The organism is Brevibacterium sp. CSND-B09, assembly GCF_052906525.1.
This window is the reverse complement of record NZ_JBREGI010000001.1, coordinates 3,413,998-3,429,793: the sequence shown is the minus strand read 5'-3', so window position 1 is coordinate 3,429,793 and position 15,796 is coordinate 3,413,998. Positions and strand designations below refer to the sequence as shown.

Sequence of the window (15,796 nt, the reverse complement as noted above, 5' to 3'; positions counted from 1 at the left end):
CGTGCCCTAGGGGTTTGCATGCTCCCATGACTCACTTCGCGTTCGACCGTCTCCGCCTGCTGCTCCATCTTCGAACGAGACGCTCAAGCCTCGGCTCACCGCAGTCACTGCTCCTTGCCGTGATCATCGCAGCGGCGCTTGTGCTCACGAGCACTCCCCCAACGGCGAGCGCCGCCTCCGGGGCTGCGTCGACACGGACACAGGTCAGCCTTCAGAGGAGCGCACCGACGAACTGGGTCACCCCGGTGCCGGCGATGGAGATCATCGAAGCCTTTGATCCTCCGGACAAGCCGTGGCTCAAGGGGCATCGCGGAATCGACGTGCTCGCTGTCGTTGGCGAACCGCTGCGGGCACCGACGGAAGGGACGATCCGCTTTGCCGGCACGGTGGCGGGGACTGCGACCGTCAGCATCCTCACCGAGTCCGATCATGTGCTCACGTTCCAACCGGCCGCGACGTCGTTGAAGAAGGGTGAGGGATTTGCCGCCGGCGAGAAGATCGGCACGGTGGGCAGCGGTGGCCACTGTCAGCGTTCGTGCCTGCATATCGGAGCATGGCCGGCCGCGAGCGATCAGAGGTACGTCGATCCGGGCAAGTTCTTCGGCCAGGAGCAGTCGGCACTTCTGCCTCTGTCACGGAAGCCCGCGAAGGAACCGAAAGGCGGCGGAGATTCGGCCACCTCCGGTGCCGGAGCGTGGGGCGGTCACAGCAATGGGCAGATTCCCGCCTCGGCGATGTGCCAGTTGGAGTCGGCCCCCGGGCAGATGCTGCGCTGCGATGCTCAAGCGGCTTTCGATCGGCTCTCGTCAGCGTTCGAGGCTCGGTTCGGCGCCCCGATCTCGGTCACCGATGCTTACCGGGACTACGCCACGCAGGTGATCCTCAAACGGCGAAAGGGGCGGATGGCGGCGACACCGGGAACGTCGAATCACGGGTGGGCGCTGGCCGTCGACCTCGGCAGCGGGATCAATTCCTTCGGCACCGAGCAGCATCAGTGGATGCGGGCGAAAGCGCCGAAGTTCGGGTGGATTCATCCCGGTTGGGCACGGCAGACGGGGTCCCTGCCCGAGCCCTGGCACTGGGAATTCCGGAAGTAGGAGGCCTCGGCCAGGCCGACGCTTCCGCCATGACTCTGCCGGCCAAATCCGTCTCTGTGAGTCTCAGGCTCGCGGGTGTGCTCGCCGGTAGGTGTCCTGCAGACGCTGCATGGATACCTGAGTGTAGATCTGGGTGCTGCTCATCGTGGAGTGGCCGAGCAGCTCTTGGATCTGACGCAGGTCGGCACCGCGGTCGAGCATGTGTGTGGCCGCAGAGTGTCGCAGTCCGTGTGGTCCGATGTCCGGGGCGCTGGGGTCGTCGGAGCCGTAGCGGTGAACGAGTTCGCGCACCTGCCTGGCGCCGATGCGTCCCCCGCGAACGCCGAGGAACAGTGCGTCGCCGCTGTGAGGACCGGTGAACAGTTCGCGGGCGGCGAGCCAGTCGTCGAGGGCTCTGCGTGCCGGGGTCCCGAACGGGACGCGACGTTCTTTGTTGCCCTTGCCGAGCACGGTGATCATCGATGCGCGGTGATCGATGTCGCTGCGGTCGAGTCCGGTCAGCTCCGAGACGCGCACCGCAGTGGCGTAGAGCATTTCCAGGATTGCGGCATCGCGGATGCGTTTGGCCGCATCGAGTGGATCGTTCTTGCCGTGCTGTGCGGAATCACCCGTCGTGGTGTCGTCTGCAGCCGGGTCGCTCGTCGAGGAGTCGTCTGCCATCAAGCCACTCGTATCCATGCCGTTGTCGGCGCTTCCCCCTTTCCGTCTCCGCCCCACGCCGGTGACTCCGGTTCGGTGGTTCTCGGCGGCGGAGATGAGGTCGGCGGCCTGCTGAGGTTTGAGCACCGTGGGTAGGCGGGAGTCCTTCTTCGGAGTCCGCAGACGCGCGGCCGGGTTGTTCGGCAGTCCCAGGTTGCTCACACCGTAGGCGAAGAAGGAGCGCACTGCCGCGATCTTGCGAGCCACCGTCGATTTCGCGGCACCGGCATCGTCGAGGGCGATGAGCCAGGACCGCAGATCGTCGAGTTCGATCGCAGCGATGTCGATCCGTGCGCCGGATGCCGTCGTGAGGTGCCCCTCTCCGCTCCCCTGTCGGAGCTTCGTCGAGTGCACGGCGTGATCGAGGAAGTCGGAGACGTCGGCGACGTAGGCTCGGGCGGTGTGTTCGGAGACGTCACGAGACCTCAGGTGGTCGGCATAGCCTGACACAACCTCGGCGACGGTCGATGATGTGCTCACGTCCCCAGGATACGCGGCGCCGAAGGACGCCGCCGTTTTCCGTCGGCCATCAGGCGTCAGGTGTCGGCCATCAGGCCTCAGCTGAGGATGAACGGCAGCCGTTCGCCTATGTCGCCGAGGACCGATCTCTGCGCCGCGTCCGGTGGTCGTCGTCCCGCGCCGATGAGCAGTGCTTCGGCATCGGTCAGTTCCGCGGGGATCGTCGCCCCGATAGCGTCCTCGAACATCGTCCGGCTTCGAGCGACGCAGCCTGTCGGCGGAGTCGGCGCATCCGGCAGGTGTGCGATGAGATCGAAGTGGTGAAGGGTCCATTCGAGGACATACGCGTTGAGGAAGTCTCCGATCGTGAGCACCATGTGCTGGGTCTCCACCCGTCGTTCGGGGTCGGCGAGCCGAGCGGCCCGGTCGGCGGCTGTGCCCACATCGTCGAGGTGGAACTTCAGCAGCTGCGGGTCCTCATAGGCGGCAGCCAGTCGCGGGATGAGCGCGTCGAGGGGATCATCCCCGGTCGGCGGGAAGTCTGTGACAGTCCAGTAGGTTGCTGAGTCGTGGGTCGGTGCGCCCTCGCTCGGTGTCACGAGGGTGATGAGGACGTCCTGGGCATCGATGATGAGGTGGCACACGAGGTCTTGGACGCGCCACCCGGCACAGCCGGAGGCTCGCCCGAAGTCGCCGTCACGCAGTCCGGCGACGGTTCTCAACAGTGCTGTCCAGGCCTGAGAGAAATGGTCGGCGGGAGAGTCTGTGCTCACGTCCTCAGGATACGCGGTCTCCGCGGCGGACTGACGGTCATCGCCGGCATCAGGAGCGCGGTCTGCGCAGCTTCACCCATCCGGTGTCACGGCGTGCGGCCAATCCGGTCAGGTCGAGCGCGGTGAGAGAGTTGAGCGCATCCGCGATCGTCAGCCCTGCCCGGGAAGCGATGGTGCCGACGTCGAGCGGCTTCGACACGGTCAGCGCATTCAGACAGATCTTCTCCCGCTCGTCGAGCCCTTCGCGGGGATCGAAAGACGGCGGGCGTTCTCCACTCCCCACCGCAGCACTGAGCACGGCCGTGTCGAAGAGTGCCGGGGTGTCATCGTCCATGAGCGCGATGACGTCGTCGCTGCAGGTGACGAGTTCCGCTTCGTGTTCGCGCAGGAGCTTGTGTGCTCCGGTCGAGGACGCCGAGTACACGGACCCGGGGAAGGCCGCGACCTGGCGGGAGAGTTCGAGGGCATGCCGGGCGGTGTTGAGTGCCCCGCTGCGCCAGCCGGCTTCGACGATGACGCTCACCTGCGACGAGGCGGCGATGAGTCGGTTGCGCAGCAGGAACCGGTGGCGCATCGGCGTCATTCCGGGTGCAGTCTCGGACACGATGGCACCGGTGGCGAGGATCTGTTCGAACAGTTCGGCGTTCGCCGCCGGGTAGAAGCGGTCGACTCCCCCGGCCATGAATGCCACCGTCGGCGATTCGCGGGCGATGGCGGCACGGTGGGCGGCCGCATCGATGCCGAACGCGCCGCCGGATACGACGGTGATTCCGCGAGCGGCAAGATCCCACGCGAGGTCAGAGGCGCATTTGGTTCCGTAGTTGCTGGCTGCTCTGGCCCCGACTACGGCAACGGCACGAGTCAGTGCGGCGCTGAGGGAGGCTGCTCCTCTCACCCATAGGCCCAGCGGTGCTGCAGGGCCGAGGTCGTCGAGCATTCGGGGCCACTCATCGTCATCGGGAATGATCAGTCGGCCGCCGATTCTCGCGATCTTGTCCAGGTCGCTCCCGACCGCGTCGGCTTCGCCGGCTCGCACAGCCCACCGGTCGATGGCCGCTGGCAGCTGACTGTGTTCGGCCGCCTCGGTGCCGGTGTCGGCCAGACCTTGGACAGCATCGTGCGCGGTGGTCTCACCGCGACCGACGGCCGTGATGATCGCCAGAGCAGCGACCGGGCCGATTCCGTCGACGAGCTGTCTGAGCAGTCCGTCGCCGGGCTCACCGATGCGCAGCAGTGAGGCGATGGCCATGCGTACGTCCTCATGTGTGTTCACGGTCATGCCTCCTGTGTCCGCAAGGCGAGCGCCATTCTCATCGTGTCGGGGTCGGGACCCTGCTTTCCCGCCAGGTCGGCCAGAGTGGTTGCGACACGCAGCACCCTGTCATAGCCGCGCATGGTGATCCGGCCGGTGTCGAGTGCCCGGTCCAGGTCCGTCAGGTCTGTCGGTGTGAGTGCGAAGTGTTCGCGCAGCCAGGTTCCGGGCGCTTCGGCGTTGAGCCTCCAGTCGCAGCCGGCGAAGCGTTCCGACTGTCGCTTCCGTGCGCCCGACACGCGGGCGGCCACCGTGGTGCTGGTCTCCTGGTCCCCGCCGAGCCGGATGTCGGCGGGAGAGACGGGGAAGAGCTCGAGCTGCAGGTCGACGCGGTCGAGCAGCGGCCCGGAGAGCCGATTGCGATAGCGGCGTTTGTCCAGAGGGGTGCACCGACAGTCCCCGCCGGCGCCGGCCATCCCGACTCCGCAGGGGCAGGGGTTTGCGGCCATGATGAGCTGGAAGGATGCCGGAAGCACCATCGATCCCCAGGCGCGGTGGATGTGGACGCGACGGGATTCCATCGGCTGTCGCAGGGCTTCGAGCACATCGCGTGAGAATTCGGGTGCCTCATCCATGAACAGAACCCCGCGGTGGGCTCGGCTGAGGACTCCGACCGTTCCGGGGCGGCGTCCGCCGATGAGCGCCGAGGCGGTGCTGCGGTGATGGGGTGCCTCGAACGGCGGGCGGTGATCGAGTCCGTCGCTGCCGTCGAGTTCTCCGCGCAGGGAACGGACGGTGGCGACTTCGACGGCTTCGTCGTCGTTCAGCGGCGGCAGGATTCCGGGCAGGCATTGGGCCAGCAGCGTCTTGCCCGCTCCGGGTGTTCCGCGCATGAGCAGGTTGTGGCCACCTGCCGCGGCGACTTCGAGGCCGAAACGTCCTTCGGCCTGTCCTTGGACTTCGCTGAGGTCGTGGAGTTCCGGGTTCACGGGGACGGGCCGATCCATTTCGAGGACGGCAGGCAGTGCGGGTACGGTCATCGATCCTCCGTAGGCATTGACCACCTCGGCCAGCGAGGCGACCGGGAGGACTCTTGCCCGTCCGATGAGTCCCGCCTCATCGGCATTGCCGATGGGGACGACGAAGCGGTCGAACCCAGCTTGCAGCGCTGTGTGCAGGGACGGGAGCACCCCGGTGACGGGACGGATTCTGCCGTCGAGCCCGATCTCACCGCAGTGGATGACGCTGCCTGTGTCGTCGTTGGAGATCAACGAGAGTGCTCTGAGCACGGCGACGGCGATGCCGAGGTCGAATCCGGTGCCGATCTTCGGAACCGTTCCCGGGGTGAGGTTGATCGTCAGGTGTTCTGTGGCGACTGGTCTGCCGAGGTAGGACAGGGCCGCACGAAGGCGCTTGCGTGATTCGCTCACCGAGGCATCCGGCAGTCCGACGATGTCGATTCCCGGCAGGCCCGCGCTGACGCTGGCTTCGATCGACACGATCTTCCCGGTCAGTCCCCACAGGGCCACGGCGGAGGCCCGCCCGATGATGTGCGCCGAGGATGCGGGTTCGACTTCGTCGGCCTCGACCGGCTCGACCAGCTCCGGCGGATCGACCGGATCGCCCGACGGTTCCTCCCGTCCCAGGGTCTCCTCACTCACGAGTCGACCTGGATGTTCGGGCAGTGGAAGTACTGGACGCGCGGTTCCATGATGATTCCGAGTGCGTCGATGCGCGTGGCCGGAAAGTATTCGTCCTGCCCGCTCAGCCAGAACCCTGCCAATGTGCGGATGCGGGCGAGCTTGTTTCGGGTCACGGCCTCCAGCGGTGATCCGAGCATGGCCGTGCGACGCGTCTTGACCTCCACGAAGACCGCGGTGTCACCGTCGCGGGCGATGATGTCGAGCTCACCGCGTGGGCACCGGAAGTTGCGTTCGAGAACGACGAGTCCAGCGTCTTCGAGGAACGCAGCGGCGAGGTCCTCTCCTCTGCTGCCGAGCGCCTGCTTGCGCAGGCCCTTCACGGTCCGCGTGCTCTTCGACGCTCGTGTCCGACCGGGTGTTCGTATCCGTCCCATACCGGTCAGATGACCATGCCGGCAATACTTCAGGGAAGAGCAGAAAAAGGGCCTGTGGACGAGGCCGCCTCATCCACAGGCCGAGGACGGTCGAGTCAGTGCCTCGTCCACAGCAATCGGTGCAAGGGTCAGTGAGCCCAGGGTTCGCTGGTGGCCCCGGCGCCCCGCCTCAGCCGCGGATCGCCGTCGGCGGTTCGAGATCGGACTTCGCGATCTCTTCGATATTGACGTCCTTGAACGTCAGCACGTGCACAGTCTTGATGAACCGTGCCGACCTGTAGCTGTCCCACACCCACGCGTCGCGCAGGGTGAGTTCGAAGTACACGTCGCCGGCATCGTTGTGAGCCTTGAGGTCGACGTGGTTGGCGAGGTAGAACCGGCGCTCGGTCTCGACGACATAGGCGAAGAGACCGACGACGTCCCGGTATTCCTTGTACAGCGCAAGCTCGAGTTGTGCTTCGTAGTCGTCAAGATCATCGGCGCTCATAACAGGCCCTCCTTCGCTCCTGAGTCCGCGGTCAGGCGGAAGCTTCTCCGGTGGTGGATGCTGGGTCCGAGTTCGGTGATGCCCTGTCGGTGCTTCACCGTCCCGTATCCCACGTTCGATTCCCAACCATAGTGCGGATGGGCCTCCGCGAGTGCGATCATCGTCTCGTCGCGTGCCACTTTCGCCACGATGCTCGCCGCCGCGATAGCCGGAACGGAGCCGTCCCCCTTGATCACGGTGCGCACAGGCGGCAGTTCGAGGTCGACACAGTCACCGAATGTCCCCAGGCAATCGAGGGTGAGTGGGGCCGAAAGCCAATCGTGTCGACCGTCGAGGAGCACCATCGTCCGGCCCGGGAATTCCCTCGCCGAGGCGGCCGTTCCGTTGACATCGGCACCTCCCGAACCGTTCCTTTCGGAACCGCCCGAACCGTGCCTGTCGGAACGAGCGTCCGCCCATTCGCGCAGCATCGAGATCATGGCGCGACGTCCGGCGAGGTTGAGCGCCATCGTCATCCCCACCTCGTCGAGCTCGGCCGGCGTCGACGATCCCACCGCCGCGGCGGTCGCCCACGACCGCACGCGGTCGGTGGCCTCCTGCCTCGACTGCGCGCTCAGCTGCTTCGAATCATGGATGCCGGCGGGCACCTCGGCGGCGGTGAGAATGCGCAGATCGAACAGGGCGACACCGACGCTGACGGGCCCGGCCAGGGCACCACGGCCCACCTCGTCGACGCCGATGACGTAGTCGAATCCCTCGCTCAGCAGTTCCCGTTCGACGCTGAGGTCGGTCAGTCCACGTGCGGCCATCAGTTCCCGCTGAGTCCCTCGGCGGTGTCCGGTACGTCCGCGAAGACCTTGTCGGGTGTGGAGACCCAGCTGAAGTGCTTGAACGGCCAGTTGATGAGGAACACGGTGCCGACGACGTCGTCTTCGGCCACGAAGGGGTCGGTGTCCATGTGGTAGCGCGAGTCGGCGGAGTTGCTGCGGTTGTCGCCCATCACCCAGTAATGGCCTTCGGGCACTGTGACTTCGAATTCGACCTCCGAGGGAGCGGTGCCCTCATCGAGATAGGTTTCGTCGATCGGTTCGCCGTTGACCAGCAGGCGTCCCTCGGCGTCACAGCATCTGATCGTGTCGCCGCCGACGCCGATGACCCGTTTGATCAGCTGATTGCCCGAGTCCGCGGGAGCCAAGCCGATGAATTCGAGGACCGGGTTGGGCGTGTATTCGGCGGTCTCGGCGGCCGAGAGCCAATGGTCCGGGTCGTCGAAGACGATGATGTCGCCGCGGTCGGCGGGTCCGAAGCGGTGAGCCAGCTGGTTGACGAGCACCCGGTCATCGACCTGGAGAGTGGTCATCATGGATTCGGACGGGATGTAGAACGAACGGACGACCCACGTCTTCAGGGCCGTCGAGATGAGCAGGGCGACGACGATGATCGCCAGGGTCTCCAGCAGACCGCGCGCGAACCGTTTCGAGGCGGGCGGCGGGGAAGCTTCGGATTCGCTTGTCATTCGTTCGCTTTCACATCGGACCAGGACTGCGGCTGTGGACTGAACCGAGCGTATCAGCACGACTCTCGCCGCACACTCAGCCGCAGTGCAGTTGCGGTGTGTGCGCTCAGTCGATCGAGGAGCCGTGCCCGATCACGGGGCCGATGATCCGGTCGGTGGGGATGAATCCCCCACCGGGCCGTCCCAGCAGCGACCTGGAGTCGGCGGAGTCGTTGCGATTGTCGCCCATCACCCACATGGTGCCCTCGGGGACTTCGATGGAGAATTCCACCGACGAGGCGGGGGCCGGCGCATAGTCCTCGGTCAGAGGCTTGCCGTTGAGCAGCAGACGACCCTTCGCGTCGCAGCATTCGAGGCTGTCACCGCCGACGGCGATGACGCGTTTGACGTAGTAGACGTCCCGAGGGCCGAGTCCGACCCAGGAACCGATCTTCTGCAGAGGAGTGGGCAGCGCATCGTCGACGAACGATCCGCGGCCGTCGAAGACGACGATGTCTCCGCGTTGGAGGTCTCCACGCAGGGCGTCCGGGCGCCACACCGTGATCGAATCATCGACATTGAGCGTCGGCTCCATCGAGGCGCTCGGAATGGTGAAGCGCTGGATGACGAATCCGCGGATCGATCCGCCGAGCACGATGATGACGACGACGATCGCCACGATCGCCTTCCAGAACCGTGCCGAAGACAGAAGACGCGACCCGAAGGTCGCGTCTTCATGTCTGTTCGGCACCGTGTGATCATCGCCCACAGTGCCGGGCAAATCAGGCCTTTTCGCGGATGCGAGCAGCCTTGCCGCGCAGTTCGCGCAGGTAGTACAGCTTCGCACGGCGCACAGCGCCGCGGGTGAGCACCTCGATCTTGTCGACGTTGGGCGAGTGCACCGGGAAGGTACGCTCCACACCGACGCCGAAGCTGATCTTACGGACGGTGAAGGTCTCGCGAACGCCGTCGCCCTGGCGACGGATGACGATTCCCTTGAAGACCTGGATACGCGAGCGCGAACCTTCGATCACCTTGACGTGAACGTTGAGGGTGTCGCCCGGACGGAATTCGGGAACGTCAGACTTCAGCGAGGCTGCATCTACAACATCGAGCTTCTGCATTGTGGTTTCTCCTGTGGCCTCTGCTTCAGGTCGAGGACACGCATATCGGACCGGTGTTCCGGTAACTGGATCGTCTGTCGGGATCTCTCCCCGTCGACCCGCCGAATCGATGCGACGGGCCACCGTGGGCACTCATCCCCCTGAAGCAGGTGAGTGCCAACAAACGCGACGCTCTATTCTGTCACGGTTGAGCGCTCAGACTCAAACCGCTCGAGCGCGGCCAGGTCGTCCTTGCTCAGGTCATCGAGCTTCTCGAGCAGATCCGGTCTGACATCCGCGGTGCGTTCGAGACGTCGGTCACGTCGCCACCTGGCGATCGCAGCGTGGTTGCCGCTGAGGAGGATCTCGGGCACTTCGCGACCGCGCCAGTTCGCCGGCTTCGTATAGATCGGGTATTCGAGCAGTCCGTCTTCGTGGCTTTCCTCGGTCAGCGACTCGGGGTTTCCGATGACGCCGGGGATGAGGCGGCTGACCGCTTCGATCATCACCATCGAGGCGACTTCACCGCCGTTGAGGACGTAGTCGCCGATGCTCATGGGCAGCAGGTCGAAGTGCTCCCCGGCCCAATCGATGACGCGCTGGTCGATTCCTTCGTAGCGTCCGCAGGCGAAGACCAGATGCTCACGGGTGGCGAGATCCTCGGCGATACGCTGATCGAATACCTGCCCGGCAGGGCTGGGCACGATGAGCGTCGGCTTGCCTCCTACAGCCGGACCGGCGGTCCGAGCGCCGTCCGCACCTTCACCCTTCGCAGCGCTGCCGCGACCTGCCAGGATGTGCTCGAGAGCCAGCGCCCAGGGTTCGGCTTTCATGACCATTCCCGCTCCCCCACCGTAGGGCGAGTCATCGACGGTGTTGTGCCGGTCGAAGGTGAAGTCCCGCAGGTCGTGGACGCCGAGGCTCAGCTGTCCGCGGTCGACGGCCTTGCCGATGAGCGAGAGCTGCAGTCCGGCGAGGTATTCGGGGAAGATCGACACGACGTCGATCGACATCTGCGGTCCGACCGCCTCGGCGCAGGTCGCACCCTGGGTCACCGGGTCCGTTCCGGTCGCCTCGGCGGGGGTGTCGGTGCCATTCATCGGGGACGATTCGGGCTTCGGGGATGGTTTGCTCATTCGGCGTTGAAGAGGCCGGCGGGCGGGGTGACGGTGACGCGTCCTGAGTCGATGTCGACATCGGGCACGATCTCGGTGACGAAGGGGATGAGCACAACGTGTCCGGCGGTGTGCTTCATGTGGAGCAGATCCTGGGCGGTGCCGTTCGTGACGTCGACGATCTCGCCGACGAGCGCGTCGTTCTCATAGACCTTGAGGCCGATGAGGTCGTCGAGGTACCAGGCGTCGGTTTCGTCTTCGTCCTCATCCGCTTCGGCGAGGATGAGGGTGTTGCGGATCTCCTCGGCGCGGTTGCGGTCGGGGACTTCGTCGAAGGCCAGGAGCAGGCGGTCGCGATGCCACCTCGCCGACTTCAGCGTCAGCTCTCCGATATCGGGATCGGTGGCGAAGGTCGCCCCTGGATTGAGCCGGTCCTCGGGTCGGTCGGTGCGCACCTCGACGGTGAATTCGCCCTTGATTCCGTGCGGCTTGCCCAGCCGGGCGATCACCGTGTCCATACTGCTCCTCGAAGTCTGCTGTCGCTGTCTGTTCGGCCGGCCTTGCACTGAGGTGACTGCGCTTCTGCGGTCGTACGACGGGCCGCCGTGTTCAGGCACCAGTGTAGTCGGCGACGGTTAAGTGAATGCACGAGAGGGGATGCAGCGCATGTGCGCTGCATCCCCTCTCGGATGTTGGAATTACGCCTCGATGAGGTCCACTCGCACCGACTCACGGCCGGCCAGCGAGTTCATCACGGTGCGCAGGGCCTTGGCGGTCCTGCCTGCACGGCCGATGACCCGGCCGAGGTCGTCGGGGTGAACCCGGACCTCGAGGGTCGTGCCGCGCTGCGAAGAACGCGAACGAACGGAGACGTCGTCGGGATGATCGACGATTCCGCGGACCAGATGTTCGAGCGAATCAGGCAACATCTCAGGCTTCAGCGCTTTCTTCAGCGGCCTCAGGTGCGGCTTCGGCTGCTTCCTCGGCCGGAGCCTCGGCAGCTTCAGCGGACTTGCCGCCCTTCTGCGTGATGGCTTCCTTGATCACCGATTCGGCGTTGGGTGCCACGTAGGCTTCCTTCTCCGGCTGCGGCTTCACGGTGTTGACCGCTTCGCCTTCGCCGGTGAACTTCTGCCAGTCACCGGTGAGCTTGAGCAGAGCCTTGACCTGGTCGCTCGGCTGTGCGCCGACGCCGAGCCAGTACTGTGCTCGCTCGGAGTCGATCTCGATGACCGAAGGCTCACGGGTCGGGTGGTAGATGCCGATCTGCTCGATGGCCTTACCGTCACGACGGGTCTTCGAGTCAGCGACCACGACGCGGTAGAAGGGTGCACGGATCTTGCCCATGCGGGTCAGACGAATTTTGACTGCCACTTTAGTGGTGTCTCCTTTTGTGTTCTGTGTGCACAGCTGTACCAGAAGAATCGTGGGGTTGATCTGCTGGAAGCCGCGGCTCGGACTATCACTTCGGCGCGGATGAGAGGGCCCGGACCGAGAGCAAAAGTACAAGAGTCAATTGTGCCAGAAGGCTCTACTTCTTGCCACCTGGGAAGATTCCGCCGAAGCCCTTGGGCAGGTTCGCCGGATCGAACTCCTCGTCCTTGCCCAGATCGACTCCGCCGAAGGCCGAGCCGACCGGGTCCTGGGTCTTGCCCGCCTTCTTGTCCGCCAGCGCCTGTGCCTCCTGCGCACGCTTGGCCGGGTTGCCCGACTGACCGCCCTTGCGGCCCTTCTTCTTCCCTGCGGGTTTCTTCTTCTTGCCACCCGCGGCACCAGGCATTCCGCCCATTCCGGGCATCTGCGGCATACCTCCGCCACCGGGCATGCCGGGCATTCCGCCGCCGCGGGTCATCGACCGCATCATCTTCTGCGCCTGGGTGAAGCGCTCCATGAGCTGGTTGACCGCGGTGACCGTGGTGCCGGCACCCTTGGCGATGCGGGCACGGCGGGAGCCGTTGAGGATCTTCGGGTTGGAGCGCTCCTGGGGTGTCATCGATCTCACAATCGCTTCGACCCGGTCGACCTCACGCTCGTCGAAGTTCGCCAGCTGCTCCTTGTACTGGCTCATGCCGGGCATCATGCCCAGCATCTTCTTCATCGAGCCCATCTTCTTCAGGCCCGCCATCTGCGTGAGGAAGTCGTTGAGGTCGAAGTCCTCGCCGGATTCGACCTTCTTCTTGAGCTTCTCGGTCTCTTTTTCGTCGAAGTTCTTCTCGGCCTGCTCGATGAGCGTCATGATGTCGCCCATGTCGAGGATCCGGTCGGCCATCCGGTCCGGGTGGAACTGCTCGAAGTCCTTCATCGATTCGCCCGTGGAGGCGAACATGATCGGCTTTCCGGTCACCTCGGCGACGGACAGCGCGGCACCGCCGCGGGAGTCACCGTCGAGCTTCGAGAGCACGACGCCGGTGAAGTCGACGCCGTCGAGGAACGCCTCGGCGGTCTTCACCGCGTCCTGACCGATCATCGCGTCGATGACGAAGAGGACCTCGTCGGGGTTGACCGCGCTGCGGATGTCCGCGGCCTGCTGCATGAGCTCCTCGTCGATGCCGAGGCGCCCGGCCGTATCGACGATGACGACGTCGTGGAGTTTGGACTTCGCGACCTCGATCGAGTCGGTGGCGACCTGGATCGGATCGCCGACACCGTTGCCCGGTTCCGGGGCGTAGACCACGGCACCGGCACGTTCGCCGACGATCTGGAGCTGGTTGACGGCGTTGGGGCGCTGCAGGTCGGCCGCGACGAGCATCGGCCGGTGGCCCTCGGACTTCAGCCAGTGCGCGAGCTTTCCGGCCAGGGTGGTCTTACCTGCACCCTGGAGGCCGGCGAGCATGATGACCGTCGGCGGCCGCTTGGCGAAGTTGAGTCGACGGGTCTGACCGCCGAGGATGCCGACGAGTTCGTCGTTGACGATCTTGACGACCTGCTGGCCGGGATTGAGTGCGCCCGAGACCTCCTCGGACAGGGCGCGTTCACGGATCCGGCCGGTGAAGGCACGCACGACAGGCAGGGCGACGTCGGCGTCGAGCAGGGCACGTCTGATCTCACGGATGGTGGCATCGACGTCGGCTTCGGACAGCCGGCCCTTCCCGCGCAGATTCTTGAAAGTCGCGGTGAGCCTGTCGGACAGAGAGTTAAACACGTACAAGCCTTCTTCACGATGGTTTGGTCGACTCTCTAGACTAGCAACTCACCCGGGTCCGGCTGAAACCGCGCATGCTGGCAAACCCCCGTGAGCCCCGGTGAGTCCCAGTGAGCCTGCCCCGGGGACAGGAGCCGCTCCGACCAGATCACTGGTTCGGCCGCAGGAATCCTGCGGAAACTTCTCAATTCCTTCGCCGAGGCGGCCCGCCGTTCGCATTCTCCGCCGGGCATCCCCCGCTCGTCTTGTCACCCCCTACCCTTCTGCGCAGATGGCGCCGGTGGTCGCAAAACCACTCGTTCCGCCAGGGCGTACTGCAAGGAACGGTGAGGGACGCCGCGCTAGCTGTGCAAGATAGAACCAGCGGTGAGGGATGCTGCACGCCGCAGAGGTGACCGCAACAAGGCAAAAGGTGGCCTCGACGGGGTGCTGTCGCCGCGAGGACTCACCTGCATCAGGGACTTTTCTGCGGCCAGAAACGGGCGTCCCTCACCGGTGGTCACACACCACCCTGATGCAGCGGGGCGGAGTGTGAAGACCAGTGAGGGATGCGTCAGTACCTGTGGGAAGCGACCGCGTGGGGAAAAGTTGCCGCCGGCGGTGACAGGCAGCCAACAGTGGTCGGGGAAGCAGCCACCTGCGAGGTGATGGCCGAAATTCAGCAGCCGACCGCAGCCGGCGGCCGGGGAAGCCGGCGCTCGGGGAAGCCGGCGCCGGCGGCCGTGGATCACCGGAAGGAGTAGGCCTGCTCCGCGTGCTCGTAGGTGTCGATGCCCTCGAGCTCCTCGCGCGGGTCGATCCGCAGCCCCATCGTCTGCCGCAGCACCAGCGAGATGGCCAGGGTGACGAGTCCGGCGAAGACGATGGCCACGAGGCAGGCGAGCACCTGTGCGATGAGCAGTTCGAGTCCGCCGCCGTAGAAGAGACCGGCCGGTCCGTCCTCGTGGGGGAAGGCGAAGAAGCCGATCATCACGGTGCCGATGATTCCTGCGACGAGGTGGACGGCCACCACATCGAGCGCATCGTCGTAGCGCAAGCGGTTCTTCGCTTCGACGGCGAAGATCGCTCCCGCTCCTGCGGCGATGCCGATGAGCACGGCGGCGTAGGGATCGACGTTGGCGCACGCCGGGGTGATGGCGACGAGGCCGGCGATCGCACCCGAGACGCTGCCGATGCTGGATGGTCGCGAGGCCCGCAGACGTTCGATCATGATCCAGGTGATCATGCCGGCTGCCGGTGCGGCCAGGGTGTTGATCCAGATGAGTCCGCCCTGTTCGATCGTCGAGGCGGCACCGCCGTTGAAGCCGAACCAACCGAACCACAGCAGGGCCGCACCGAGCACGGTGATCGGGATGTTGTGCGGCTTGTGCGGGGTCGAGAAGCGGGCCCGGCGCCCCATGACGACGACGAGGACGAGTGCGGAGATGCCGGCATTGATATGAACGACGGTGCCGCCGGCGAAGTCGATGGCGGGCCCGAACAGGCTGCCGATCGCTCCGGATTCGCTGAGCAGTCCGTCGCCCCAGACCATGAACGCCAGCGGGCAGTATACGAGGGTGACCCAGGCGGCCGAGAAGACCAGCCAGGTGGAGAATTTCGCTCGGTCGGCGACGGCACCGGCGATGAGTGCGATCGCGATCATCGCGAACGTCGAACCGTAGCCGATCGAGATCAGCGAGGCGGGATCGTCGGCGACGGCACCGGTGAGTCCGAGCTGGGACAGCGGATTTCCGACGAGCCCGGCGATCGAATCACCCGAACTCAGTCCGTATCCGTAGAGCACCCAGACGAGTCCGCCGACGGCCATTGCGGAGAAGACCATCATCATCATGTTGATCGCCGAGGTGATTCGCGTCATCCCGCCGTAGAAGAACGCCACCCCGGGGGTCATGAGCAGGACCAGCCCTGCCGCGACCATCATCCATACGTTCACTGCATCGAGTTCCATGTCGTCTCTCATCTGTCGAAGCCGGTTCCGGATCGAACCGCGCAGAGACAGTTTCCATGACGCATGTCACAGTGATGATTCGGCTATGTTTCGTGATTATGACAAGCCGGGTCTCACCCAGCATTCACAAGGGTGAGACCCGGCAGAAT

At 65.3% G+C, this 15,796-nt stretch carries 17 protein-coding genes; 1 reads left to right on the top strand and 16 read right to left on the bottom strand.

The features are described 5' to 3' along the window. The first annotated feature begins 26 nt into the window (after positions 1-26). On the top strand, positions 27-1,097 hold the full coding sequence (locus ACU4IU_RS15365) for a D-alanyl-D-alanine carboxypeptidase family protein (RefSeq protein ID WP_446657204.1): 1,071 nt from the start codon (positions 27-29) through the stop codon (positions 1,095-1,097). 63 nt (positions 1,098-1,160) lie between these two features. Here the strand turns inward: ACU4IU_RS15365 and ACU4IU_RS15360 are convergent, their stop codons facing one another. The 16 genes from ACU4IU_RS15360 to ACU4IU_RS15285 all read right to left on the bottom strand — a co-directional run bounded on the left by ACU4IU_RS15360 (position 1,161) and on the right by ACU4IU_RS15285 (position 15,647). Continuing rightward, positions 1,161-2,276, bottom strand: coding sequence for a tyrosine recombinase XerC (locus tag ACU4IU_RS15360; protein WP_259357904.1), 1,116 nt, complete (start codon positions 2,274-2,276; stop codon positions 1,161-1,163). 77 nt (positions 2,277-2,353) lie between these two features. Then, on the bottom strand, positions 2,354-3,028 hold the full coding sequence (locus tag ACU4IU_RS15355; RefSeq protein WP_446657203.1) for a maleylpyruvate isomerase N-terminal domain-containing protein: 675 nt from the start codon (positions 3,026-3,028) through the stop codon (positions 2,354-2,356). A 49-nt stretch (positions 3,029-3,077) separates the two neighbouring features. Continuing rightward, the gene (gene dprA, locus ACU4IU_RS15350) at positions 3,078-4,307 is read right to left on the bottom strand and encodes a DNA-processing protein DprA (protein ID WP_446657202.1); all 1,230 of its coding nucleotides are present in this window, start codon (positions 4,305-4,307) and stop codon (positions 3,078-3,080) included. Then, the gene (locus ACU4IU_RS15345) at positions 4,304-5,941 is read right to left on the bottom strand and encodes a YifB family Mg chelatase-like AAA ATPase (RefSeq protein ID WP_446657201.1); all 1,638 of its coding nucleotides are present in this window, start codon (positions 5,939-5,941) and stop codon (positions 4,304-4,306) included. The genes dprA and ACU4IU_RS15345 overlap by 4 nt, the downstream gene beginning before the upstream one ends. Beyond that, positions 5,938-6,357, bottom strand: a complete 420-nt coding sequence (locus ACU4IU_RS15340; protein WP_139908445.1) for a YraN family protein — start codon at positions 6,355-6,357, stop codon at positions 5,938-5,940. The genes ACU4IU_RS15345 and ACU4IU_RS15340 overlap by 4 nt, the downstream gene beginning before the upstream one ends. A gap of 169 nt (positions 6,358-6,526) precedes the next feature. Then, positions 6,527-6,844, bottom strand: a complete 318-nt coding sequence (locus ACU4IU_RS15335; protein ID WP_025777313.1) for a DUF2469 domain-containing protein — start codon at positions 6,842-6,844, stop codon at positions 6,527-6,529. Further along, positions 6,841-7,653: a ribonuclease HII gene (locus ACU4IU_RS15330; RefSeq protein WP_139468807.1), complete on the bottom strand. Its 813-nt coding sequence runs from the start codon at positions 7,651-7,653 to the stop codon at positions 6,841-6,843. Before ACU4IU_RS15330 ends, ACU4IU_RS15335 begins: the two co-directional genes overlap by 4 nt. Beyond that, positions 7,653-8,360, bottom strand: a complete 708-nt coding sequence (lepB, locus tag ACU4IU_RS15325) for a signal peptidase I (RefSeq protein ID WP_172171301.1) — start codon at positions 8,358-8,360, stop codon at positions 7,653-7,655. The genes ACU4IU_RS15330 and lepB (ACU4IU_RS15325) overlap by 1 nt, the downstream gene beginning before the upstream one ends. Positions 8,361-8,466: 106 nt before the next feature. Continuing rightward, the gene (gene lepB, locus ACU4IU_RS15320; protein ID WP_139468809.1) at positions 8,467-9,090 is read right to left on the bottom strand and encodes a signal peptidase I; all 624 of its coding nucleotides are present in this window, start codon (positions 9,088-9,090) and stop codon (positions 8,467-8,469) included. Between the two features lie 31 nt (positions 9,091-9,121). Beyond that, positions 9,122-9,463: a 50S ribosomal protein L19 gene (gene rplS, locus ACU4IU_RS15315; RefSeq protein ID WP_025777317.1), complete on the bottom strand. Its 342-nt coding sequence runs from the start codon at positions 9,461-9,463 to the stop codon at positions 9,122-9,124. A 173-nt stretch (positions 9,464-9,636) separates the two neighbouring features. Then, complete coding sequence (gene trmD / locus ACU4IU_RS15310) at positions 9,637-10,455, bottom strand: tRNA (guanosine(37)-N1)-methyltransferase TrmD (RefSeq protein WP_446657607.1); 819 nt, start codon at positions 10,453-10,455, stop codon at positions 9,637-9,639. Between the two features lie 119 nt (positions 10,456-10,574). Further along, positions 10,575-11,075, bottom strand: a complete 501-nt coding sequence (gene rimM / locus ACU4IU_RS15305; RefSeq protein WP_446657200.1) for a ribosome maturation factor RimM — start codon at positions 11,073-11,075, stop codon at positions 10,575-10,577. A gap of 180 nt (positions 11,076-11,255) precedes the next feature. Beyond that, positions 11,256-11,486: an RNA-binding protein gene (locus ACU4IU_RS15300; RefSeq protein ID WP_025777320.1), complete on the bottom strand. Its 231-nt coding sequence runs from the start codon at positions 11,484-11,486 to the stop codon at positions 11,256-11,258. A gap of 1 nt (position 11,487) precedes the next feature. Next, complete coding sequence (gene rpsP, locus ACU4IU_RS15295) at positions 11,488-11,931, bottom strand: 30S ribosomal protein S16 (protein ID WP_139468811.1); 444 nt, start codon at positions 11,929-11,931, stop codon at positions 11,488-11,490. Positions 11,932-12,088: 157 nt separating this feature from the next. Then, entirely contained in the window at positions 12,089-13,699 is a 1,611-nt protein-coding gene (ffh, locus tag ACU4IU_RS15290; RefSeq protein ID WP_172171299.1) for a signal recognition particle protein, read from the bottom strand. A 727-nt stretch (positions 13,700-14,426) separates the two neighbouring features. Continuing rightward, on the bottom strand, positions 14,427-15,647 hold the full coding sequence (locus tag ACU4IU_RS15285; RefSeq protein ID WP_139908450.1) for an ammonium transporter: 1,221 nt from the start codon (positions 15,645-15,647) through the stop codon (positions 14,427-14,429). Positions 15,648-15,796 lie beyond the last annotated feature (149 nt).